Annotated in this window: 22 protein-coding genes; 15 read left to right on the top strand and 7 right to left on the bottom strand. The window is 63.6% G+C overall.

Features of this window, described 5'->3' with window-relative positions; all coding sequences use genetic code 11:
* The first annotated feature begins 1 nt into the window (after nucleotide 1).
* From AC5Y5O_RS12925 to AC5Y5O_RS12895, 7 genes are all read left to right on the top strand, one after another.
* Entirely contained in the window at nucleotides 2–847 is an 846-nt protein-coding gene (locus AC5Y5O_RS12925) for an ABC transporter permease (protein WP_096290050.1), read from the top strand.
* A 123-nt stretch (nucleotides 848–970) separates the two neighbouring features.
* Complete coding sequence (locus AC5Y5O_RS12920; protein WP_500025598.1) at nucleotides 971–2,134, top strand: MCE family protein; 1,164 nt, start codon at nucleotides 971–973, stop codon at nucleotides 2,132–2,134.
* The gene (locus AC5Y5O_RS12915; protein WP_096290049.1) at nucleotides 2,131–3,153 is read left to right on the top strand and encodes an MCE family protein; all 1,023 of its coding nucleotides are present in this window, start codon (nucleotides 2,131–2,133) and stop codon (nucleotides 3,151–3,153) included. Before AC5Y5O_RS12920 ends, AC5Y5O_RS12915 begins: the two co-directional genes overlap by 4 nt.
* Nucleotides 3,153–4,271 (top strand): MCE family protein, encoded by a 1,119-nt coding sequence (locus AC5Y5O_RS12910; RefSeq protein ID WP_096290048.1) that lies wholly within the window; start codon nucleotides 3,153–3,155, stop codon nucleotides 4,269–4,271. Before AC5Y5O_RS12915 ends, AC5Y5O_RS12910 begins: the two co-directional genes overlap by 1 nt.
* Nucleotides 4,268–5,686, top strand: a complete 1,419-nt coding sequence (locus AC5Y5O_RS12905; RefSeq protein ID WP_096290047.1) for an MCE family protein — start codon at nucleotides 4,268–4,270, stop codon at nucleotides 5,684–5,686. Before AC5Y5O_RS12910 ends, AC5Y5O_RS12905 begins: the two co-directional genes overlap by 4 nt.
* Nucleotides 5,683–6,942 (top strand): MCE family protein, encoded by a 1,260-nt coding sequence (locus AC5Y5O_RS12900; protein ID WP_096290046.1) that lies wholly within the window; start codon nucleotides 5,683–5,685, stop codon nucleotides 6,940–6,942. Before AC5Y5O_RS12905 ends, AC5Y5O_RS12900 begins: the two co-directional genes overlap by 4 nt.
* The gene (locus tag AC5Y5O_RS12895; protein ID WP_500025546.1) at nucleotides 6,943–8,682 is read left to right on the top strand and encodes an MCE family protein; all 1,740 of its coding nucleotides are present in this window, start codon (nucleotides 6,943–6,945) and stop codon (nucleotides 8,680–8,682) included.
* Nucleotides 8,683–8,741: 59 nt separating this feature from the next.
* Here AC5Y5O_RS12895 and AC5Y5O_RS12890 read toward each other — a convergent pair whose 3' ends face one another.
* The 3 genes from AC5Y5O_RS12890 to AC5Y5O_RS12880 form a co-directional block, all read right to left on the bottom strand.
* The gene (locus AC5Y5O_RS12890; protein ID WP_096290044.1) at nucleotides 8,742–9,263 is read right to left on the bottom strand and encodes an Rv2253/PknI dimerization domain-containing protein; all 522 of its coding nucleotides are present in this window, start codon (nucleotides 9,261–9,263) and stop codon (nucleotides 8,742–8,744) included.
* A gap of 79 nt (nucleotides 9,264–9,342) precedes the next feature.
* On the bottom strand, nucleotides 9,343–9,948 hold the full coding sequence (locus tag AC5Y5O_RS12885; protein WP_500025545.1) for an Rv1363c family protein: 606 nt from the start codon (nucleotides 9,946–9,948) through the stop codon (nucleotides 9,343–9,345).
* Nucleotides 9,945–10,688, bottom strand: coding sequence for an Rv1363c family protein (locus tag AC5Y5O_RS12880; RefSeq protein ID WP_096290042.1), 744 nt, complete (start codon nucleotides 10,686–10,688; stop codon nucleotides 9,945–9,947). Before AC5Y5O_RS12880 ends, AC5Y5O_RS12885 begins: the two co-directional genes overlap by 4 nt.
* Before the next feature lie 213 nt (nucleotides 10,689–10,901).
* Between AC5Y5O_RS12880 and AC5Y5O_RS12875 the strand changes: the two genes are divergently transcribed.
* On the top strand, nucleotides 10,902–11,291 hold the full coding sequence (locus AC5Y5O_RS12875; RefSeq protein WP_096290041.1) for a hypothetical protein: 390 nt from the start codon (nucleotides 10,902–10,904) through the stop codon (nucleotides 11,289–11,291).
* Between the two features lie 2 nt (nucleotides 11,292–11,293).
* Here AC5Y5O_RS12875 and AC5Y5O_RS12870 read toward each other — a convergent pair whose 3' ends face one another.
* Nucleotides 11,294–11,896: a TetR/AcrR family transcriptional regulator gene (locus tag AC5Y5O_RS12870; RefSeq protein ID WP_096290040.1), complete on the bottom strand. Its 603-nt coding sequence runs from the start codon at nucleotides 11,894–11,896 to the stop codon at nucleotides 11,294–11,296.
* A 105-nt stretch (nucleotides 11,897–12,001) separates the two neighbouring features.
* Between AC5Y5O_RS12870 and AC5Y5O_RS12865 the strand changes: the two genes are divergently transcribed.
* Genes AC5Y5O_RS12865 through AC5Y5O_RS12850 form a run of 4 tightly spaced genes read left to right on the top strand, consistent with a single transcriptional unit; the run spans nucleotide 12,002 to nucleotide 14,479 of the window.
* Complete coding sequence (locus tag AC5Y5O_RS12865) at nucleotides 12,002–12,778, top strand: hypothetical protein (RefSeq protein ID WP_096290039.1); 777 nt, start codon at nucleotides 12,002–12,004, stop codon at nucleotides 12,776–12,778.
* Nucleotides 12,775–13,590, top strand: a complete 816-nt coding sequence (locus AC5Y5O_RS12860) for a hypothetical protein (protein WP_096290038.1) — start codon at nucleotides 12,775–12,777, stop codon at nucleotides 13,588–13,590. The genes AC5Y5O_RS12865 and AC5Y5O_RS12860 overlap by 4 nt, the downstream gene beginning before the upstream one ends.
* Nucleotides 13,587–14,186, top strand: coding sequence for a cytochrome c oxidase subunit 3 (locus AC5Y5O_RS12855; RefSeq protein WP_096290037.1), 600 nt, complete (start codon nucleotides 13,587–13,589; stop codon nucleotides 14,184–14,186). The genes AC5Y5O_RS12860 and AC5Y5O_RS12855 overlap by 4 nt, the downstream gene beginning before the upstream one ends.
* Nucleotides 14,183–14,479: a cytochrome C oxidase subunit IV family protein gene (locus AC5Y5O_RS12850; RefSeq protein ID WP_096290036.1), complete on the top strand. Its 297-nt coding sequence runs from the start codon at nucleotides 14,183–14,185 to the stop codon at nucleotides 14,477–14,479. The genes AC5Y5O_RS12855 and AC5Y5O_RS12850 overlap by 4 nt, the downstream gene beginning before the upstream one ends.
* Before the next feature lie 18 nt (nucleotides 14,480–14,497).
* Here AC5Y5O_RS12850 and AC5Y5O_RS12845 read toward each other — a convergent pair whose 3' ends face one another.
* Nucleotides 14,498–15,793: a cytochrome P450 gene (locus AC5Y5O_RS12845; protein ID WP_500025544.1), complete on the bottom strand. Its 1,296-nt coding sequence runs from the start codon at nucleotides 15,791–15,793 to the stop codon at nucleotides 14,498–14,500.
* 184 nt (nucleotides 15,794–15,977) lie between these two features.
* Between AC5Y5O_RS12845 and AC5Y5O_RS12840 the strand changes: the two genes are divergently transcribed.
* Complete coding sequence (locus AC5Y5O_RS12840) at nucleotides 15,978–16,685, top strand: TetR/AcrR family transcriptional regulator (protein WP_096290034.1); 708 nt, start codon at nucleotides 15,978–15,980, stop codon at nucleotides 16,683–16,685.
* Here AC5Y5O_RS12840 and AC5Y5O_RS12835 read toward each other — a convergent pair.
* On the bottom strand, nucleotides 16,601–17,008 hold the full coding sequence (locus tag AC5Y5O_RS12835; protein WP_423790952.1) for an Rv2576c family protein: 408 nt from the start codon (nucleotides 17,006–17,008) through the stop codon (nucleotides 16,601–16,603). The genes AC5Y5O_RS12840 and AC5Y5O_RS12835 overlap by 85 nt on opposite strands.
* Before the next feature lie 38 nt (nucleotides 17,009–17,046).
* Nucleotides 17,047–17,793: an enoyl-CoA hydratase/isomerase family protein gene (locus tag AC5Y5O_RS12830; protein WP_096290033.1), complete on the bottom strand. Its 747-nt coding sequence runs from the start codon at nucleotides 17,791–17,793 to the stop codon at nucleotides 17,047–17,049.
* 108 nt (nucleotides 17,794–17,901) lie between these two features.
* On the opposite strand from AC5Y5O_RS12830, the gene AC5Y5O_RS12825 reads away from it, so the two are divergent.
* Nucleotides 17,902–18,324 carry a lipoprotein LpqH gene (locus AC5Y5O_RS12825; RefSeq protein WP_096290032.1) on the top strand — a complete coding sequence of 141 codons (423 nt, stop codon included), beginning with the start codon at nucleotides 17,902–17,904 and terminating at the stop codon, nucleotides 18,322–18,324.
* A gap of 90 nt (nucleotides 18,325–18,414) precedes the next feature.
* Nucleotides 18,415–19,605, top strand: a complete 1,191-nt coding sequence (locus AC5Y5O_RS12820) for an amidohydrolase family protein (RefSeq protein ID WP_096290031.1) — start codon at nucleotides 18,415–18,417, stop codon at nucleotides 19,603–19,605.
* The last annotated feature ends 33 nt before the right edge of the window (nucleotides 19,606–19,638 follow it).

Below are 19,638 nucleotides of genomic sequence, written 5' to 3'. Positions count from 1 at the left end.
GATGGCACTGAGGGCTGCATATCCGCGATTGGCCCGCCAATTCGAGAAGCCGGTCGCCTCGCTGAGCCGGGTCGGCGATCACACCCTGTTTTACGGGAAGGCGCTCGCCGGGGTGCCGTTCGCGGCCACCCACTACCGGCGCGAAGTCATCCGACTGATTGCCGAGATCAGCATGGGCGCGGGCACTTTGGCGATGATCGGCGGGACCGTCGTGATCGTCGGCTTCCTGACGCTGGCGGCGGGCGGCACGCTGGCCATTCAGGGGTATACGTCGCTCGGCAATATCGGCATCGAGGCACTGACCGGCTTTCTGTCCGCATTCATCAATGTGCGCATCGCCGCACCGGTGGTCGCCGGCATCGGTCTCGCGGCCACCTTCGGTGCCGGGGTGACCGCGCAGCTGGGTGCCATGCGGATCAACGAAGAAATCGATGCGTTGGAGGCCATGGCCATTCGGCCGATCGCCTATCTGGTGAGCACCCGGATCATGGCGGGCATGATGGCGATCACGCCGCTGTACAGCGTCGCCGTGATCCTGTCGTTCGTGGCCAGTCAGTTCACCACGACGTTCTTGCTCGGACAGTCGCAGGGTTTGTACCAGCACTACTTCAACACGTTCCTGAACCCGATCGACCTGTTGTGGTCGTTCCTGCAGGCCATCCTGATGGCGCTCACCATCCTGCTGATCCACACCTACTACGGCTATTTCGCTTCGGGGGGACCGGCCGGTGTCGGCAACGCGACCGGTAACGCTGTACGCACCTCGCTCATCGTCGTGGTCTCGGTAACGCTGCTGGTCTCACTGTCTATTTACGGTACGAACGGCAACTTCAACCTGTCCGGTTAGGAGGCAGACGTGACAGACACATTCGGACCCGGTCCCATAGACCGGTCTGAAGCGGCCAGTAGCGCGTCTCCCGTCGCCGCGTCGCCTGGGCGTCACTTCGGTGCCCAGTCCTACGCGCGTCCGCTGGCGGGCCTGGCCACCGTGGTCGTCGTCGCCGTCATCTTCGCCTTCGCGGTGGGTCTGTTCCGGGGCTCCTTTACCGAATCCGTACCGGTGACCGTGATTTCGCAACGCGCCGGCCTGGTCATGAATCCGGACGCCAAGATCAAGATGCGCGGTGTGCAGGTGGGCAAGGTCGCCTCGATCGAATCGCTGCCCAACGGCCAAGCAGCTATTCACTTGGCGATGGATCCGTCGCAGTTGCACTTCATTCCGAGCAATGTGCTGGTCGACATCGCGTCGTCAACGGTGTTCGGCGCCAAGTCCGTCCTGCTGGTGGAACCTGCTCAACCTTCGACGCAGCGGCTACACAGTGGCCAGACGTTGCAGGGCCAGCACGTCATGGTCGAAATCAACACGGTGTTCCAGCAATTGGTGTCGGTGCTGTCCCAGATCGACCCGCCGAAGCTCAACGAATCACTGGGTGCGCTGGCCCAAGCATTCAGTGGCCGGGGCGCAAAGCTCGGCCAGGCCCTGAGCGATTTGGATTCATTTCTGGCGAGGCTGGAGCCGAGCCTTCCCGCGTTCCGCCATGACTTCGCGGTCTTGCCGGCGGTGTCCAACGCCTATGCCGACGCCGCACCGGACCTGGTGCGGACCGTGTCCAACACCAACCGGATCAGCAAGACGATTGTCGAGGAGCAGCGCAACCTGGATGCGCTGCTGATCAGCGCGATTGGCCTGGCCGACATCGGCAACGACGTGTTGAGTCAGAACCGCCAGCCGCTGACGGATGTGATGCATCTGCTGGTACCGACCACCGATCTGCTCAACGAGTATCACGAAGCGCTCACCTGTAGTTTCGCTGGGCTCATCCAGATTGGGCACGGTGCGCCGTTGTCGGAGCCGAGCATCAACATCTCGGCAAGTCTGACGTTGGGCGCCGAGCGTTATCGGTATCCGACGAACCTGCCGAAGGTTGCGGCGACGGGCGGCCCGCAGTGCGTGGGTCTGCCGAAGCTGCCGTTCAACACGAACCCGCCGCAGCTGATCGCCGATACCGGCGCCAACCCCGTCGGGTACGGAAACCAGCAGACGCTGCTCAACTCCGACCTGCTCAAACAGCTGTTGTACGGGCCGATCGCCGGTCCACCCCGCAACCCGGCTCAGATCGGACAACCCGGATGAGAATGCGCCCCACGCTGATCAGGTTCGGGATCTTCGCGGTCGTGATGTCGATCCTGACCGCTTTCCTGTTCTTCATCTTCGGTCAGTACCGGACCGGTTCGACGAGCGAGTATTCCGCGGTGTTCACCGACGTCTCGCGGCTCAAGCCGGGGCAGTCGGTGCGGGTTGCCGGGATCCGGGTGGGCACGGTCAATAGCGTTTCGCTGCAACCGGACAAGAAAGTTGTGGTGAAGTTCGACGCCGACCGCAACATCGCCCTCACCGAGGGCACCCGGGCGGCGGTCCGTTACCTCAACCTGGTGGGCGATCGCTACCTCGAGCTCATCGACGGTCCCGGCTCGCCCAAGCTGCTGGCCGCCGGTGGTCAGATTCCCGTCAACCGCACCCAGCCGGCGCTTGACCTCGATCTGCTGCTGGGCGGACTGAAACCCGTGACCCAAGGCCTGAATGCGCGCGACGTGAACGCGCTGACCTCAGCGCTGTTGCAGGTTTTCCAGGGCCAAGGCGCTACCCTCGAGTCGCTGTTCGCCAAGACGACATCGTTCTCAAACGCCTTGGCGGACAACGATCAAACCGTGCAGCAGCTGATCGACAACCTCAACGTCGTGGTCAGCACGGTCTCCAAGGACGGCAAACAGTTCTCTGGCGCGGTCGATCGCCTCGAGCAGCTGATCAGTGGGCTGTCGGATGACCGCAACACCATCGGATCCGCCATTGACGCCCTGGACAGGGGAACCGCCTCACTGGCCAGTCTGCTGTCCAGCGCGCGGCCGCCGCTTTCGGGCACCATCGCGGAGTTGAATCGGCTGGCTCCGATACTCGATGGCGACAAGGACCGCCTCGACGCCGCGATCCAGAAGGCGCCGAACAACTACCGCAAGCTGGTCCGACTCGGCGTAGCCGGCGCTACCATCCCGTACTACCTGTGCCAGTTAGAACTGCGCGGGACGGATCTTCAGGGCAAAACGGTGCACGCCAACGTCTTTAGGTCTGAAGCAGGAAGGTGCACGGAACCCTAATGCTGAAGTATCGCGGAGGTGGCCGGGTAAAGGCCGGATTCATCGGCGTCGTGTTAGCGGTGCTGGTGATCCTGGTGGGCCTGTCGCCCGACCGGTTCATTTCATGGGCCACGATGGTCCGCTACCAGGCGCTGTTTTCCGAAGCCGGCGGCATTGCGGTGGGCAACCCGGTCATCGTGTCGGGGATGAAAGTCGGCACGGTGTCCGATGTTTCGCTGCAGCACGGCGACGCTCTGGTGACCTTCACGACGAAGGGCGACGTCCTGCTCGGGTCGGAGACCACCGCGCATATCCGCACCGGCTCGCTGCTGGGCGAGCGAATGCTGACATTGGAGTCCGCCGGCAGCGGCACGATGCACCCGCTGACAGTCATTCCCGTCTCGCGCACGTCCTCTCCTTATTCGTTGACTGAAGCGGTCAGCGACCTGACTTCGGACACCGCGGGAACTAACACCACCGCGCTCAATCAGTCGCTGGACACGTTGTCGGCGACACTCGACCAGCTCGCACCCCAGATGGGGCCGGCCTTCGACGCACTCACGCGGCTATCGCGCACCCTGAACAGTCGCAACAAGAACCTGAGCGACCTGTTCAAGAGTGCCGCCGAAGTCACCAACGTTCTTTCCGAACGCAGCCAGCAGGTCAACAAGCTCATCCTCAACTCCGACTCGTTGCTGCAAGTCTTGGTGGCGCGCCGACAGGAGATCGTGGACCTGCTGGCCAACACGTCGGTGGTGGCCAAGCAGCTGACGGCGTTGGTGCACGACAATGAAGCGACCCTGGCGCCGACCCTCGAGAGGCTGAACAGGGTGCTCGCGATGCTGGAGAAGAACCGCGACAACATCGGCAAAGCGCTGCCGGGCTTAGCGAAATTCCAGATCACGGTCGGTGAAGGCATCGCCAGCATGTACGCCTACTCGGCGTTCGTCCCGAACTTCCTTGCGCCGCAGATCTTCCAACCGTTCTTCGACTACCTCTGGGGCTTCCGCACCTTCGACACCTCTCGCGGTCCCGGCTTCCCCTCGCCGGTACCTCGGTCGCTGGTTCCGTTCCCGTACAACGCAATTCCGATGTGCCCCGGCTGCACCTTGGGCGGACGGGTCGGTGGATCGCAATGACCATCCCGCGCAAAAGACTGGTGACCATCGCGGCGGTCGCCCTGGTCGTGCTGATCGTTGCCGGCGCCGCTGTGCTCGTCCGTAGTGTGTTCTTCGGGCAGAAGACGATCACCGCCTATTTCACCACCGCCACCGCGATCTACCCCCACGACGAGGTTCGGGTATCGGGTGTGAAAGTCGGTAACATCGAATCGATTACGCCGCAGGGCACCCAGGCGAAGATGACGCTGAAGGTCGATCGCGGCGTGTCCATTCCGGCGGACGCGAAGGCGGTCATCGTCGCCCCGAACCTGGTGGCCTCCCGCTACGTCCAGCTCACCCCGGCCTATCGCGATCGCGGGCCGGTCATGTCCGATGGCGCGGTGATACCGGTCGACCGGACAGCGGTACCGGTCGAGTGGGACGAGGTCAAGACCCAGTTGATGAGGCTGGCAACGGATTTGGGACCCAAGAGCGGCGTCTCGGGCACCTCGGTGGGCCGTTTCATCGACAGCGCCGCCAACGCGCTCGACGGTAACGGCGACAAGCTGCGGCAGACGCTCGGTCAGTTGTCCGGGGTCGCCCGGATCCTCGCCAACGGCAGCGGCAACATCGTCGACATCATCAAGAACCTGCAGACCTTTGTCGGTGCGTTGCGGGACAGCAACATCCAGATCGTGCAGTTCAACAATCGCCTGGCCACGCTCACCAGCGTGGTCAACGACAGCAAATCCGACCTGGATGCGGCGCTGACAGATCTGTCGACCGCGGTCGGTGAGGTGCAGCGATTCATCGCCGGGACCCGCAACCAGACCAGCGAGCAGATTGCCAGGCTGGCCGACGTCACACAGAACCTGGTTGATCACCACATGGCCCTGGAGAACATTTTGCATGGCGCGCCGAATTCGCTCGGCAACTTCTTCAACGATTACAACGCCGACACCGGAACCATCGTCGGCGGGTTCGGATTGATGAACTTCGCGAATCCCACCTGGGGAGGACAGCTGCTGCTGTCGGCTCCGGGCTGCGACCAGATCGGCGCTATCGAGAACGTCACCGCTGTCGAATCGGGCAAGCTGTGCGCCCTGTTCCTCGGTCCGGGATTGCGACTGCTGAACTTCAACAACTCGCCACTGCCGATCAACTTCATTCTGCAGAAGTCCATGGACCCGTCCAAGATTCTCTACACCGAACCGCGCCTGGCGCCCGGCGGCGAGGGCCCGAAACCCGGACCGCCCGAGATCCCGCCCGCGGTGTCGGCCTACACCGGCCTGCCGGGTGATCCGGTGGGACCGCCGGGAGCGGTGCCACCGGAGCGGATACCGGGTGCGGCGATGCCGCTGCCGCCCCCGCCGTCGACGCCGATGCCCCCGCCGCCACCACCGGCGTCGAATCTGTCGGACATGCTGCTGCCACCCGAAGGGCCACAACCATGATCGCGCGGATTGCGGTGCGACGGGCGCTCGTCGTCGGCAGTTGTGTGGCGTTGTCGGTGTCGGGATGTGCCTTCCATGGCCTGAATTCGTTGCCGCTGCCCGGTGCGGTCGGGCGTGGGCCGGGCGCCAACATCTACCACGTCGAACTGCCGAATGTTGGCACGATGGAATCGAATTCGCCGGTGATGGTCGACGACGTGGTCGTCGGCAGTGTCGGTGAGATGCGGGTGCAGGGTTGGCATGCCGACGTCGAGATATCGGTCAAACGCGATGTGGTGGTCCCGGCCAATGTGGTGGCCACCGTGGGGCAGACCAGCCTGCTGGGTTCGATGCATGTGGAGCTCAATACGCCGCTGGGCCAGCAGGGAAGCGGACGGCTGCAGCCCGGCGCCACGATTCCATTGAGCCGCTCGACGGCGTATCCGTCGACCGAGCAGACGTTGTCGTCGCTGGGCGCGGTGGTCAACGGCGGCGGCCTGGGGCAGATCGGGGAGGTCATTCACAACTTCTCGGCCGCGCTATCCGGGCACGAAGGTGCGGCGCGTGATCTGCTGACGCGTCTGGACACGTTTGTCGGGACGCTGGATCAGCAGCGCGACAACATCGTTGAGTCGATTCAGGCACTGAACCGGCTGTCGGGCACCTTCGCCGCGCAGCGCGACGTGTTGACCGAGGCGCTGCATAAGATTCCGCCCGCCCTTGATGTGTTGATCAAGGAGCGCCCGCGGCTGACGGAGGCGTTGGATCACCTGCGGGCGTTCAGCAACACGGCGTCCCGGTTGGTCAACGACGCGCAGGACGATCTGGTGAAGAACCTCAAAAACCTGGAGCCGGCGATCAAAGCGCTCGCCGACGTCGGACCCGAGTTCGGCATGGCGATCGCGGCCGGTTTCGTGTTCCCGTTCACCCAGAACTTCGTCGACCGCGCCGTCCGCGGCGACTACTTCAACCTGCACGTCGACCTCGACCTGTCGATTCCGCGGCTCAAGAAGGGCTTGCTGTTGGGGACGCACTGGGGCCAGCTGGACATGCCGGTCCCACCGGAGCCCGGGGATCCGTATCGGATGAACTACACCCTCGATCCGTTGCACGACCCCGTGCGGCCGCCGTGGATCGATCCCAATGCGCTGCCGCTGCCCGCGCCGCCGCCGGGGTTCGGTCCCCTGCCCGGGCCGGCGCCGGCACAGACGCCCGATGCGAGTCTTGGTCAAACGCCGCCGCTGCCCGGCCCGGCGCCGACGGGAGGTGGCGGATAGATGCTGACGCGCTTCGTTCGGCTCCAGCTGTGGATCTTCACGATCGTCGGGACGCTCGGCGTGATCGCGATGGTGCTGTTCTACATCCAAGCGCCGACCCTGCTGGGCATCGGCCGGATGACGGTGACGCTGGAGCTGCCGGCCACCGGCGGCCTGTATCAGTTTTCGAATGTGACCTACCGCGGGGTTCAGCTCGGCAAGGTCACTTCGGTGGGTTTGACGCCGACCGGTGCGAAAGCGACGCTGTCCCTTAACACTTCACCCAAGGTCCCCGCGGACCTGACGGCGGAGGTGCTCAGCGTCTCCGCGGTGGGTGAGCAGTACGTGGACCTACGGCCGAAAACCGATTCGCCGCCGTACCTGCATGACGGCTCGGTGATCGCCGCGCGCGACACGACGATTCCGCAAGCGGTCGGCCCGATGCTCGAGCAGCTCAATGCCTTGGTCGGCAGCATCCCGAAGACCAAACTCGGCCAGTTGCTCGACGAGACCTTTCAGGGTTTCAACGGTTCGGGTTACGACCTGGGCTCACTGATCGATTCGTCGGAGACACTGTCCCGCGACTCCAACAGCGTCGTCGATCGCACCAAGGCACTCACCGAAGACACTGGGCCGCTCTTGGATACGCAGGAGCAGACCACCGATTCGATCAGGACGTGGGCACGTAGCTTCGCAGGAATCTCGGATGTGTTGGCGAACAACGATTCCCACTTCCGCACCATCCTGCGAAACGGTCCAGATGCCGCGAACGAAGCGTCCGCGCTCCTCGACCAAATCAAACCGACTCTGCCGGTGTTGCTTGCCAACCTGACCACCATCGGGCAGATCGGCGTCACCTACCATCCTTCGATCGAGCAGCTGCTGGTATTGCTGCCGTCGGCGGTTGCTATCGAACAGGCCGCTCAGGGCGAAAACCATCCCGACGGTAAAGCCATGGGTGACTTCGCCCTAACGATCGACGATCCGCCTATCTGCACGGTCGGCTTCATGCCACCCAACACCTGGCGATCCCCGGACGACCTCAGCGACATCGACACCCCGGACGGTTTGTATTGCAAGCTTCCGCAGGATTCGCCGATGGCGGTCCGCGGCGCGCGCAACTATCCCTGCATGGGTCACCCGGGTAAGCGCGCGCCCACCGTCGAAATCTGCAACAGCGACAAGCCTTTCATGCCGCTGGCGATGCGCCAGCACACGCTCGGCCCCTACCCGCTGGATCCGAATCTGCTGTCCCAGGGTGTGCCGCCCGACGACCGGATCACCGGCGACAGCAGAATTTTCGCCCCGGTGCAGGGGACGCCGCTGCCGCCGGGAGCGGTGCCGCGCGGCACACCCGCAGGCCCGCGGGGAGAAAATCCACCGTCGGGAACGGTAGGAGCGGCAGTACCTCCGGTGCCGTCGTCGGGGCCAACGCTGAGACCCATATCGCCGATGTCGGCGGACCTTCCGACTTTCGCGCCACTCGATGTTCCCTCACCGGGCGAGCTTCCGGCAGCACCGCCGCCGGCACCGGCACCACCCGCGGCCCCCGCGCCACCGGATCAGGGCGACGGTCCACAGCCGCAGGCCGCGCCAAGTGCGTTCGGAGCCAACGGATCTAAGCCCGCGCCGTCGATCGTGGTGGCAAAGTACGATCCGCGCACTGGTCGTTATGTCGGTCCGGACGGAAAGTTGTACGAGCAGTCGGATCTCGCGCCCGCGAAAGCGCCCAAGACCTGGAAGGACATGCTTCCCACCTGACGCCACCCGAGGTGGCCCGGGCTGGGAGGCGAAGTGGCAGTGGAGCTACGAGCGCCCGGTCAGGAGACTTGATCCAGGCGCAACGGCATCGCGATATCGAGCCACTGGTTCTGCCCACAGGCACCGCTTGGCCCGACCGTCTTGTCCTTGCCGGACAAGGTCCGCGATCCGATTTGAAATCCCCCGTTTTCGTTCACCGGGAAGAAAGAGAAGGTCTGCTGTCCGGGGAACGCGGTACCGTCTTCGCACCGCTCCCAATTCGGCACTTCGCGTCTCACCTTCCACATTTCCCCGTCATTGAGATAGAGGGGCGCGGTCCATCCCTGGTCGCTGCGCACCGTTCCATGGCATTCCTGGAATGTGTCGCAAGTCGAGCTGATCGTCCATGTTTGGTAGACCGTCGGCTCGCCGAAGTATTGATCGTTTCGCTGGGCCCAATCGCCGATGGACGTAACGTGATACGTCCCATTGAGGGCCACTTCTTCCTTGGTCGTTGCCTGGGCCGTGGCCGCGGTGCCCAATCCGCCAAATACAGTGGTGGCCACCAGTGTTGCGGTGGTGAGTGCTTTAGCTGAACGCATCAGGTGCTCCTAGAGCGCATAATTCTCGAGCGTTGACGTTACACCGTTTTAGCCGACCAGGTAACGGTTAGGATCGCACTCACCCGACCGGCTCGAATTTCGCGATCAGCCAGGAACCGTTGACCTTTGTCAGCGTCACCACGACAGCGCTTTTGTTCTGCGCGGGATCTTTCTTTTGCATGCTGGCCGTGGTCTGGTCGACGAAAATCAGCACGACCGCCGAATCGGGATGCAGATCCGAAATCGCGGCCCGAACCACCTTGGCCGATGCCGTCAGGTGCCCCTCCTTGGCCGTCGGCCCGACGATATCGGCGGTGAATTTGCTGTAGTAGGCCAAGAACTCGCCGGTGAGACGTGATTTCGCCGTGGAGAAATCGCGATCCAAATGATCGTAGGAATACGTCAAGACCGCCACCGCGCCCTCTGACGCCGCCTGGATTGCGCGGTGTGCCGCCGCATCGTCGACCCGCTGATCCGGCCGGTACACAACGATGTACACACCGGCAGCCACCCCCACGGTGGCAACGACCAACGTTGTGGCGATTATCGAACGCCACCTCGCCATCAACCGACGGCCGATCGTTGCCAGCCGGCGCCTGGCTGCCGCTTCGCCGTCGGGCGGAATTTCTGTTTCGTCAGTCGCTGTTTCGGTGCTGCCCGGCGACGAACCATGCTCGACAGTCATGAGAGGTAGTCAATTTTCGACATCTTGAGCTGGCCGTGGTCGCGGTTCAGGGTGACGCTGAGCCGGAACAATGCCGGTGGTGGCTTTTCGTTATCCGGCCCGGTCGCATCGGTTTTCGCCGCCACGAGCACGACTCCTGAATTGTCGCTCAACGATTCGACGGCGACAGCTTCGACGGTGACCTTGCTGCCGATCTTCGAGTCCTGCGCCTTTTTGACCATGAGAACCGAGATCGCCGACAGCTGACCGTTGAGGTCGCCCGTCGTGGCATCGATCATCCGCTGGACGTCCGCCTTGGCATGATCGGGGTCAATCGACATCAGCGCCGTGATCCCTTGTCGGGCAGCACCGGCAAACTCCGCGGCGAGCTGGCGATTGTGCGCTACGGTGCGGTGCTGCCACAGCATGTAACCGCTGGCACCGGCAGATGCGCAGGCGATCAGGATGCCGACGCCAACCGCTATTGCTTTGCGTGTTGGACGGCGGGGCGACTTTGCGCGGCGCCGCTTGGCATCTGGGGATACGCCATCGGTTCCTGCTGCCTGCCGCAGCCGTGCGAGGCGTGCCTTGGCCGCCTCGGCCCGCGCTTCAGCCTCGGCAACTTCGTCTTCGGTGTCCGTTTCCGCTGCGGGCGCCGGGGCCGGAGAGTCGACGTCTGAGCGCGACTGTGGTTCATCGGGATTGGTCATATCCGCCGGGTCACCACAATCGTCGGCGTCGGGGCCGTCCGGATCGTGCACGGAGAGGCAGCTTATCACTTCGGCCGGCGCCCTTGGCCGTCATCGGTCAGCTTCAGTCATAGCTCTTACATGCGGAAATGCGCGCCCGTGAAGGAATGGCGCGCAGTAGCGTTCGGGGTCAGCGCGGGGTTGGCCGTTTCTCGTGCCGGCGATCTTCTCCAACCAGGAGAATTTTCTTTTCAGGTGTGGCAAAGTAATTGGGTGCGATTAATCGTGGCCGTATTTGCCGCGTTGCTCGGCGCTGGTGTGCTGGCGGCGCCGCCGTCCTTCGCCGGGCCCACCGTTTGCGACTACCCCGACTGCACGCCGGGCATCATGCCGCACCAGGTCCTCGGGGCGCCTTGTGACAACACCACCTATTACGCCTTTGGTGTAGCGGATGGTTACGTCTCGTTCGCCTCGCAGCCCGGCCGGCTGATGTTCTGCGGTTCGCCAAGGAGATATCAGCCGCGATGGTTCCGGTCACCTCCGATGGCGGGAGTCAAGGAGGAAGGCGCCAATTGCCAGAACTACCAGAACTACGTGGCACAGGCGCCTGATGGCCTATTCCTGATCTGCTTTGCCCACGACGGCATTATGAGCTGGGTCCGCGCCGACACATAGCCTTACTCGGCGGTTTCTCGATGCAGTCCGAGTAGCCGCCTGATCATGTCGGTAAGCCGCTCGAGCAATGTGTCATCGTCGATGTCAGCCAGCAGCGGATGCATTACCGCGGTGCTGATCGCGCCGGAGAACATGGCCGCCTCGATCCGGCCGTCCAGTCCGGCATCGCTCAGCAGTCCGTCATACAACCGTTCCATAAAGCGTTGAAACGGCTTGTGTTCGGCCAGCAGCCGGACCACGACGGGATCGAACTGCAGCGTGCGCACCAGTCGGCGGTCGCGGACCGCCATTTCAACGACGCTCTCCAGCAGCGCATCCCGCGCTTGCGGTCCGTTGCCGTGCGCCTCGGCGGCCTCCAGCGCGGGAAGCAGCCGTCCGAGCTCGCGCTCGGTCACCGCGATCACGATCTGATCCTTGGTCCGAAATTGGTGATACACAGCAGCTTTGGTGATCCCGACGGCGTCGGCGATCATCTGCAGCGACGTACCGCTGACGCCGTGCTGCGCGAACAGGTCGAGCGCCGCATCGAGTACCCGCGTTCGGGCAGGGCTGTAGTGAACAACTCTCAGCGCTTCGTCGCTGACCGGCTGCCCTGCTGTTCCCACGGGACGAGCCTAGACGACCGGCTATTGACCCGAGGCTAGCCGACCGGCTAGCTTCGGTACGGGCCGAGCGTGGCACGGGGATTTCGTGCCGAAGGGAGTCAGGCGATGACAGACATCGGCGGGGGAGATGCGGCAGGTCGGCGAGCGGCGCCGCGGCCGACTGACGGTGAGGTCATTCTGCTGTGGACATTGCCCGTCACGGTGCTGTTGTGGATCGCCGGCTTCCTGCTGTTTCCGGGCTTCAATCCGCCGATGTCACCCTCGATGCCGGCGGAACAGGTTGCCGCGTTCTACCGGGATCCGGCGCACATCCCACAGATCCGGTACAGCATGATCGTGTTCAACTGGTTCGGCGTGTGCCTCGTCCCGATCCTGGCCTTGATCGTGCTGCAGATCCGCCGCATGGCACATCGGACGCCGATCTTCTCCTACGCGATGCTGGGCTGCGTGGCCGGTGGTCCGACGTTGTTTCTCGTCGCGAACGTCTGCTGGCTGCTGGCCGCATTCCGTCCCGAGCGCAGCCCGGAGCTAACCCAGCTGCTCAACGATTTCGGCTGGATGACCTTCACCATCTTGGTCCCGTTCCTGATCGGCCAGAGCGTGATACTGGCCGTGGCAATCTATTTCGACGATCAGCCGCAACCTGTGTTTCCCCGCTGGGTAGCCCACTTCAACCTTCTCGTGGCCGCCGCGCTGGTGCCCGCGGCCTTTGTCGGAGTGTCACTGACCGGTCCGCTGGCGTGGGACGGCTTCCTGTCGTTCTGGGTGAAAAACGTTGCCATCGGGGTTTGGATCGTCGTGATGGGAGTTGCGTTGGGGCAGAACATTTATCGCGAGCGTGCCGAGAACCGCGGACGCCCAGACGAAATGGTCAACGCATGAGTGCGGTGATCACACCGCCGACCTCGCCGGCCACACCCCCTTCCGGCCCGCTGCATCACCGGCTCGCCTGGCACCTGCGCCACAACCCCAAGCGGGAACTCTGGTTGGCGTGGTGGGTGCTCGTCGTCTTTTACAACCTGTTCTTCCCGGTGTTCTTCATCATCGCGCAGGTTCAGCCGCCACCGGAACCCACCTGGGACCTCGCGACGCAGGTCCACTGGTTCTCCGAGCGCCATCTCGGCATACCCCTTGGTTTCGGCATCATCTTCGCGATCAGCGGCGCGATCGCGACAAACAATGCCCTGATCGCATATTCAATGCGGCGCATGTCGGTCAGTCGCGCGTTCGGTTACTCGTATCTGATCATCTACTCGCTCAGCGTGGTTCCCGGCATGATCCTGCTCAACATCGCGCTGCTCGTCGGGACGTTGCGACCGGAGCGCAACCCGGAATTGATCGGCTGGCTCTACGACTTCGCCTTCCTGTCGTTCGACGGAACGATGGGAGTCTTCCTGATCGGCTCGCTGATCTGGATGGTCGCGATCCTGCTCGACCGGAATCGGGTGTTCCCCAAGTGGTTCGGTTATCTCAACCTGTGCAACGCGCTGACCGAGGTCGTCGTCGCCCCCTGCTGGATCTTCCGCCGGGGTGTGTTGGCCTGGGACGGCGAGATCGCTTGGTGGCTCGACATGGTCGTGTTCGGCATCTACCAAGTCACCTTCGTCGTCATGCTGTACCGGATGATCCGGCGCGAAGACTTCGGCACCAGGCAGATGCCGGACTTCCCGCGTAAGAAGGCCGTTGTGCGATGACCGATCTCACGACCGACCTCACCGACAAGGACCAACAGGCCCAATTCGTGCCCGGTCAGCCCGACATGTGGGCATTCGTATTGTTCGAGACCCTGGTTTTCACAGGCTATTTCGGCTTCTACTTGTTCTCTCGCGCCCGTAGCGCCGAGCTTTTCATACCCGCACAGGCACACCTGGACCTGCGCATCGGAGTTTTCAACACCCTCGTCTTGCTGCTGAGTTCGTGGTCGGTTGCGCGGTGTGTTCAGTCGTCACGCGCCGGCGAGTACCGGGCGGCGCGGCGAGATGTCTTCATCACCGCTGCATTGGCCGCGGTGTTCCTCTTCGTCAAGGTGTGTGAATGGGCGAGGCTGGTCAATAGCGGAAACGGGTTGGACAGCAACGACTTCTTCACCTACTATTTCTTCCTCACCGGAATTCACTTCGTCCATCTGCTGATCGGCTTCGTCGTCTTGGGCGTCATCGTTTACCAACTCCGAAGTGCGGCAACAAGACCGCGGGAATCCCAGGAAATCGTCGAGACGTGCGCGACCTACTGGCACACGGTCGATTTCCTGTGGGTACTCATCTTCGCGCTGCTGTACGTGGTGAGGTGAGCGTGAAATTCAACAAGCGGTTACTGATCGTGTGGGTGATCCTGGCGTTGCTCACGCTCGGCTACCTGTGGATAGACCGCTCGGCAGCGGGGCAGGCCGGGTCGCTGAAGTCCAGCGCGGTGGTGACAGTGAGCGTCATCGTGATAGCACTCATCAAGGTGCGCATCATCTTTCGTGAGTTCATGGAGGTGCGAAGCGCACCGGTCCTGCTGTGCCGACTGACCGACGCCTGGATCATGCTGATGGCCGTCGCGATGCTCAGCTGCTATTTCGTCGGAATGCGGCTCGCGTAGTACCCGCGAAAAAGTGCGTCAGGCCACGGGTGCGACCGCGTCCGCGGTCGTGAACGACAGGTGCAGTTCGCTCAAGCCCCGCAGGATGTACGTCGGCTCGTAGCTGTAACGACGCTCGGCGGCCGGCCCGTGATGGGCTTCATCGATCTCGATGTGCGGCATCCGGTCCAGGATGCGTTCGATCGAGACCCTGCCCTCCACGCGGGCGAGTGGTCCGCCCGGGCAGGAGTGCACGCCGCGGGCAAACGCCATGTGCTCGCGAACGTTCTTGCGGCGCAAGTCGAACTGGTGCGGGTTCTCGAACCGCCGCGGATCGCGATTGGCCGCGCCCGGCAGGATCATCACCACGGTGCCGGCCGGAATGTCGACACCACCGATGTTGGTGTCGCGGACGGCAAGTCGAGAGTCGCTCTTGACGGGGCTTTCCATGCGCAACGATTCCTCGATGAACGCGGGGATCAGACTGCGGTCTTCTCGAATCTGTTGCTGGATGTCGGGCCGGTCGCCCAGGGCTTGCAGGGCGGCACTGAGTAGCTTGGCCGTGGTCTCCTGGCCGGCGGCGAAAAGGAAGGTGGCCGAACGGACCACCTCGATCACCGGCGGGGTCGAGCCGTCCGGGTACTTCGCCTCCGCCAGGAAGGTCAGCACGTCGCCGCGCGGTTCGCGCCGCCGGTCCTCGATGTAGCTGCAGAACTTGTCGTCGAGCCACTCCAGCGGGTTAATGCCCACCGACTCGTGGTCGAGGGCGCCGACGCGCGCCTCGGGACGGTCGGCGCCGAGCACGGCGCGGAACTCCTTGTGGTCGTCCTCGGGCACGCCGAGCAGATCGGCGATCACCAACGTGGCGAACGGCTTTGAGTATTCGGCGATGAATTCGCATTCGCCGTTGTGCAGGAACTCGTCGAGCTGCCGATCGGCCAGGCGCCACATGAACTCCTCGTTCTGCTTCAGCCGGCTCGGCGTCAGCAGCTTGGCCAGCACCGAGCGAGCCTTGGTGTGGTCCGGTGGGTCCATCGTGACCATGTGCTCGTGCATCGGAAAGTAGCTGCGGTGCTCGTCGATCAGGGGCCTGATGTCGCCGCCCTCGGGGGTGAAGGGCAGCGGGGGGAACGGTCCGCCGAGCGCGACGATGTTGGAGAACGTTTCCGGGTCTTTGTAAATCTCGGTGGCTTCCGCGTAACCGGTGACCGCGACGACTCCATGGTGTGGCAACCGCAGCACGGGGTTTTCGCTGCGCAGGTAGTCGAAGTAGGGGTGCGGATCCGGGACCAGAGACTGATCGGTGAAGAAGTCGATCGACTCGTAGTTGCTCATAGATGGCGTCTTTCTGGGCTGGGGTCTACCGGTGGTTCGGCGGCATGCAGCACCGCCCCCGCTTTCGGAATTCTGCTGAGCACCTGCTTAGCACGGCAGTAATGTCGTGGTCAAGGACACAACGCCGCGTCGCGCTACGATTCCCCTGTTCGGCAGGTGAGCGTGGACAGGACGGAGCAGCGGCATGAGCACGGCCCCCAGTCAGGCCCGCAGGATCGGGGCGCCGGACGCCAAGAACCGCGGCCTGCTGCTCGACGCGGCCGAACAATTGATGATCGAAGAGGGTTACGCCGCCGTCACCTCGCGGCGCCTCGCGAACAAAGCCGGGCTGAAACCGCAGCTGGTGCACTATTACTTCCGCACCATGGAGGAGCTGTTCCTCCAGGTCTTCCGGCGCCGTGGTGAGGAAGCGCTCGAGGCGCACGCAAAGCTGATGCAGTCACCGCAGCCGCTGTGGGCGGTGTGGCGGTTCGGCACCGACCCCGCATTCACCCGCATTTCAATGGAATTCATGGCGCTGGCCAATCATCGCAAGGAGATGCGGGCCGAAATCGCTTACTACGCCGAACGTTTCCGCGAAGAGCAACGGCAAGCGGTGACCGCTGCGCTGCAGAAGTACGGCGTGGATGAGATGCCGCCGGTGGTGGTTGCCGTGCTCATGTCCAGCTTGTCCAGATTCCTGGTGCTCGAAAACGCGGTGGGCATTTCCGCCGGTCACGCCGAAACCGTGGAATTAGTCGAAAGCCATCTGCGTCGGCTCGAAGGCGAGCCGCAGCCGATTCCGGGAATACCCGAGGCCTGGGTGGTTCACCAATTGCGCAGCGAGCAGAGCACGCCCTTGAGGCCGTCCTTGGATACGACGACAACGCCATCCACCGCCAGAACACAGTGAAGCCCCGGCGTGCCGGGCTCCGTGCCCGTGCTGGCCACCACCATCGCGTACGCGTCGGGGTTGGTCATGTCCAGATCGTAGGTCCACGGCGGCTTGCCCGGGCCGAGATCGACATCGACGTGCGGCGTGAACGAGTAAGGGTTGTGGCTGTAATCGGAGAATCTGTCCGGCTGGTGGTCCAGGTAATAGATGTCCGTGTAGATCGGATTCTCAGCGGTGACGGCGTACTTGACGTGATGCATGACCGGGCCGGCGGTCGGATCGGCGTGGGCGCGCGGAGCGTTCGCGGCCAGACCGACCACCGACAACACTGCCATGGTCATCGCCGAACCGATGCTCAGCGGTCTGTTGACGCTGGTACTCATATCGTTCCTCCGGCGGCCGGTCGTGGCTTGGCGTTTCGGTTCACTACCCGCTCTGCGGCCTGCCAGTGCGCGTCGGCAACCCACAAATGTGCAAAAGATGCTATCGCCTCATCGGGCGAAACACCGCTGATTACCCGTTTTATCTCGGTGGCCGGCTGATTGGCCAGGGAGGCAGCAATCGCACGCCAGCCTTCCTCGAACGAGGCGCGCGGCAACACCGCGTCCACCAACCCGATGCGCTCGGCCTCGGCGGCGTCGACCGTCTTTCCGCTGCCCGCCAGAAGCAGGGCCCTGCTCTTTCCGACGAGGGCGGCCAGCCGCTCGGCGCCGCCCCAGGCCGGCATGATTTCCAGCGTCACCTGATTGAACGCGATCTTGACATCGCTTGCGGCAACCCGGATGTCGGCGGCGACGGCTACTTCGGCGCCGCCACCGAAGGCGTGCCCGTTGAGTGCGGCGATCACCGGTGCCGGGAAGCTCGCCAGCTGGTCGCAGATGGACCGCATCCGCTTTGCCATCGCGGTGGCTTCCGCAATGGTGCGCAGCGCGCTGAGCTCCTTGAGGTCACCGCCGGACACGAAAGCCTTGTCGCCGGCGCCCCTGATCACCAGCGCCCGAGCACCGGCCGCGGCATCGAGCGCCTTCTCCAGCTGGTCCATGGTGTCGAGCGCGATCGCGTTGCGTGCGTGAGGGCGGTCGATGGTGAGCACCGCAAGCCCGTTGTCGAGCTCCAAGTCCAGCATGCGTTAGTTGCTCCTCGGAAGAGGGTCGATATTGGCATTCTCGTTCGGCGAGAATAACATCATCGCTGCAGGCCGAAGGGGTTTGTACATCGAGGATAGAGGTGGCCCGTGCAGGACAGAATCGTCGTGACGGCCGTCGCGGTGCTCGCTGTGGCCGGCCTCGGGGCGTGCACGTCGCGACCGGCCACCCAAATCTCTAGCTCGGCGTCGGTGACCGTCAACGGTGATGACGCGAATTTTCACGTCGTGCAATGCGGTCAAGTGCAATGGACCCGGACGATCGACATCGGCGGCAAGTTCGCCGGAGCCAAGATCATCATCGACGAGGGGGCGCAACCGCCGTCTGCCGAGTCGGTACGCATCCAAAATCTGGGCGGGTTCACCGGGATGTACGCCCGGGGCGACGGCCCCCGCGCCGACATGAGCATGTCGGGAGACAAGTTCACGATTACCGGCACCGCCAACGGCTTCAAGACCGACAAACCGAACGAAGCAACGTCGGCGACTTTCAAGATCATCGTGTCCTGCTGACACCGCGCGTGGCGATCACCACTGGGGTGCACGTTTGCGATGCGGGCCCAGTAGAGAATAGTATTCTCACAAATCGCGAAGGAGGATCTCATGGGCCAGTTGTCGCACAAGGTGGACGTTCCGTTTCCGATCTTTGACGCGGATAACCATCTCTACGAGCCGCCGGAGGCGCTGACCAAGTTCCTGCCCAAGGAGTACAAGGACTACGTCCAGTACGTGCAGATCAACGGTCGCACCAAGATCGCCATCCGCGGCCAGATCAGCAATTACATTCCCAACCCGACCTTCGAGGTCGTCGCCCGGCCGGGCGCCTGGGAGGAGTACTTCAAGTACGGCAACCCGGAGGGCAAGAGCAAGCGCGAGCTGTTCGGCGAGCCGATGCGCGCGATCCCGGCGTTCTTCGAACCCGGCCCACGGCTCGAGACGATGAACGAGCTGGGCCTGGACAAGACGCTGATGTTCCCGACCTTGGCCAGCCTGCTGGAGGAGCGGCTGCGCGACGATCCGCTCGCTATCCACGTGCTGGTCCATGCGCTGAACGAGTGGCTGGACGAGGTCTGGGGCTTCAACTACCAGAATCGCATCTTCACCACACCGGTCATCACCCTGCCGATCGTCGAGAAGGCGATCGAGGAACTGGAGTGGGCGGTCAAGCGCGGCGCCCGCGCCATCCTGGTTCGCCCGGCGCCGGTCCCCGGCTTCCGTGGTCCGCGGTCATTCGCGGTGCCCGAGTTCGACCCGTTCTGGGAGCGGGTCGTCGAGCACGACGTGCTGGTGGGCATGCACTCTTCCGACAGCGGCTACTCCCGGTACACCTCGGAGTGGGACGGCGCCGACCAGGAGATGCTGCCATTCCAGACCAACGCGATGGGCATCCTCAACGAGTGGCGGCCGATCCAGGATTCGGTGGGCTCGTGGGTGATTCACGGCGCGCTCTACCGCCACCCCAAGCTGAAGGTCGCGATCGTCGAGGCCGGCTCGAAGTGGATGACCCCGCTGCTGGACGGCCTGGCGGAGGTCTTCCGCAAGGCCCCGGAGGCTTTCCCGAGTGACCCGGTCGAGATGGTCAAGAGCCGGATCCACGTCAGCCCGTTCTTCGAGGATGGCATCGACGATCTGGTCAAACTGGTCGGTGTGGACCAGGTGCTCTACGGTTCGGACTGGCCGCACCCGGAAGGCCTGGCGGAGCCGACCTATTACATCGAGGCGCTGTCGCACCTGAAGCCGGAGGATCAGGCGAAGATCATGGGCGGCAACCTCGGTCGGCTCGTCACGGTGTGACGTCCCGCCGCCGGCCAATCGGGCCTGAGTGGC

The organism is Mycobacterium sp. NGS40, from assembly GCF_059812735.1.
Note: the sequence above shows the minus strand (reverse complement) of the source record. Positions and strands in the feature narration are given on the sequence as shown.